Below are 3,046 nucleotides of genomic sequence, written 5' to 3' on the forward strand. Positions count from 1 at the left end.
CTCTGCCTCCAAGCCATTCTCCATGAATTCGGCAATGGTCTCCTTGAACAGATTTTGAATGTCATCCATACTGCCGATGTTTGCCATCTGCAGCAGCTCACGGATTTTTTCTCGACGGGCGTTTTCTTCTGGGGTGCGATTCTTTCTGGCCATATGTAAAACCTCCAATGTGGTGCTTCTATTCTACACCACTCAGGAGGTTTACACAAAACTTAGGATAGTCTCGCGGCGATTGAGCAACATCGCCACAGCATCCACATCATCCTGTGTCACCTCGGCAAATGAGGTGCGCTTGGGGAAAAATTGGCGCAGCAAACCATTAAAATTCTCATTTGTACCGCGCTGCCACGGCGCATGAGGGTCTGCGAAATACACCTTACAGTTTAGGATCTGTAGAATTTCACGGTGATTTGCAAACTCTTTGCCGTGGTCCACACAGAAGCTCCGGCGTTTTCGCTTTGGAATCCTCAAAAAGGCTTCCACCGTTGCACTGGTGAACGCATCGGCGGTTCGGTTTGGAATCTTGCAAAGCACGGCATAGCGGCTTGCACGCTCCACATGGGTGGCAATACAGCCCGTCCATTTGGCGCCGCGCACAGTATCGCTTTCCCAATGGCCAATCGTCTGGCGGCTCTCAGCCGACTTGGGCCGGTCATGGATCGTGTACTCAATATCCAGATGCCCGCACTTGCTTTTCTTCCTGCCGCCGTGACGCCGCTTGCCCTTGATTCGCAGCTTCTTTCGCAGCTCACAATCCAGCAGGCCACGCTCCAGGCCCCGGTAAATGGTGCCGGTGCTGACCTGAATCGCGTTGTGTTCATACTGCAACCGATTGCTGATTTGTTCAGGAGACCATGCATTTGCCAGTAATCCAGAAACTTTTTCTGCAAAATCCTGTTCTGCCAGCTTGCATTTACGCACGCTCTGCTTGCGCCGATGCTCGTAGGCCTTTTGGGCCTTGATCGCACTGTACTGGCTTCTGTTCCGGGCGTTTCTGCGAATCTCCCGGCTGATGGTTGACGGCGACCGGCTTAGCAGCTTAGCTATTTCGCAATTCTTCTTCCCTTGCTTGAGATAGCCTAATAGACTTTCTCTTTCATCCATGGTAAAATGACGGTAGCGACTCATCGGTATAATCCTCCTGTGGTTTACTGGTCATTTACCATTTTACAGGATTTGTCGGTGAGTTGCTATTTTTCTACCTTGTTGCACTTGATATTATAATGCAAGGCGAAAAAATCTGTTGCTATGCTCAAATAATCCAACAGTTTTGCGAGGATAATGGAATAGATAGCAAGAAAACCTTCCGCCAACTTTCAGCTGACGAAAAGCATTGTATTCTCTATGGTGAAAGCGAAAAAAAATATTCTGTTCGGTATAAAAAGAGTTCCGGATTTTCAAGAAGAAGCACTCGGTACTTTGGGATTATGACCGAAAAACCCATGATGGCAAAATTTATACCTTCTCCGCAATATTTTTCGGATATCACATGTGAATATTGTCACGGAAAAAAATACTCATCTCAATATGATCAATACAAACTTCTTGGCGTATCTATTGGCGACCTTATGATGATGCCATTTGTGCAACTTCAACACCACATCAAAAGAATGATATCCACAATAGTAGATAGCAACTTAACATTTGCATTAAATAATATAAATAAGTTTGTCCAAAAAGCTGTTGAACTAAATTTAGGGCATTTGTGCTTTCATAGATCAATTCCTACTCTTTCGGGGGGCGAGCTTCAACGATTAAGAATGGTTCAAGTGCTAAATACGCAATTATCTAATTTACTGTTGGTTTTGGATGAGCCATTAGCCGGATTGTCTGGCAGAGAAAAAGCTTCCGTCTATAATTGTATTACAGCTTTATCTGAAAAACACACTGTAGTAGTTGTTGATCATAGTGATGTTTTTGCGGATAGTGCAAGAATAATTATTGCATTAGGCGAGAAAGGTGGATCATTAGGTGGGCATCTTATTGATGCAAATAGCTATTTAGAAAAGCAACGGATTGTAAATAAAATGGAAGTCGCACCCGCGAAGGAAAACATTCATGTTTTAATAAACAACTCAATATATGCATATAGCGGCGTAGATATTAAGATTGGAAAAGGCTGTCTGAATCTAATTACCGGTCATTCCGGAGTTGGAAAATCCACTTTATTACGTGAATATTTCCCGCAGTATTTTGAGCAATACTTATACATTAATCAGAAACCCTTATTGGGCAATAAAAATTCTTCTGTTGCCACAGCTTTGGGAGTTTTTGTAAGGATTTCGACTTTATTTGCGAATAAGCACAAAAAAGATAGACGATTTTTTTCTAATTTAACTGGGTGTGAAGGGATGTGTCCAGTTTGCATGGGAGCCGGATATGTAGAATTTGGGACAGGATATGATGCCAAAATACAACTCCAATGCAAAGAATGTAATGGCACAGGGTTCAATAAAATACTTCAAAAATACAAGCTCAATGGCAAAAGCATATTCGATGTTTGGAATATGACAATTGATGAAGCAAAAGAGTTTTTTTCCCATTTAGACGATAAAATATCACACTCCTTAGAAGAAGCGTCTTCTTTGCTATTAGGGCATCTGAAAATCGGACAGCCCATATCAACACTTTCCGGGGGTGAAAATATTCGAATCAAACTTTTAAAAGCTATCAATTCTAGGGCAGACATATTTGGAATTGATGAACCCTTCAAAGGATTGAGTAACGACGAGATTTTTTGCGTTGTGAGATACCTAGATCGTATAAGACAAAAAGGAAGAACGATAATCGTAGTAGATCATTCTGATTCGATTAAACAATATTTTTTTAATCATATTGAATTAGTGTGTGTTGATGGAATTCTGAGAGGGTAACGCTTGGTTTGTGCATAAGAAGCAAAGGACCTCGTAACATACTTTAATTATTCAAGATATTACACCAAAAATATCCTGCCCTGGGATTGGACAGCCTCTATCATTTGCTCAAACCGGATTTCGGCTGCTCTCGCAAGCGGGTACACCGTCAGATGCGCCTTGCCGGCATCTGT

Annotated in this window: 2 protein-coding genes and 1 pseudogene; 1 reads left to right on the forward strand and 2 read right to left on the reverse strand. The window is 42.4% G+C overall.

Annotation, left to right across the window (positions count from 1 at the left end):
- Together ACTQ33_RS16975 and ACTQ33_RS16980 are read right to left on the reverse strand one after the other, a co-directional pair.
- Nucleotides 1–153, reverse strand: a pseudogene (locus ACTQ33_RS16975) (IS256 family transposase); the annotation flags it as partial.
- Nucleotides 154–201: 48 nt separating this feature from the next.
- Nucleotides 202–1,128, reverse strand: coding sequence for an IS30 family transposase (locus tag ACTQ33_RS16980; protein ID WP_441465670.1), 927 nt, complete (start codon nt 1,126–1,128; stop codon nt 202–204).
- Nucleotides 1,129–1,187: 59 nt separating this feature from the next.
- Here ACTQ33_RS16980 and ACTQ33_RS16985 point away from each other — a divergent pair, with 59 nt between their 5' ends.
- Nucleotides 1,188–2,873 carry an ATP-binding cassette domain-containing protein gene (locus ACTQ33_RS16985; protein ID WP_441465671.1) on the forward strand — a complete coding sequence of 562 codons (1,686 nt, stop codon included), beginning with the start codon at nt 1,188–1,190 and terminating at the stop codon, nt 2,871–2,873.
- The last annotated feature ends 173 nt before the right edge of the window (nt 2,874–3,046 follow it).

The sequence above is a fragment of the Candidatus Avoscillospira sp. LCP25S3_F1 genome, assembly GCF_052117125.1.
Lineage (GTDB): Bacteria > Bacillota > Clostridia > Oscillospirales > Oscillospiraceae > Avoscillospira_A.

Coding starts and splice junctions, on each gene's coding strand:
- ACTQ33_RS16980 (WP_441465670.1), bottom strand. CDS start 1,128: ATGAGTCGCTACCGTCATTTTACCATGGATGAAAGAGAAAGTCTATTA.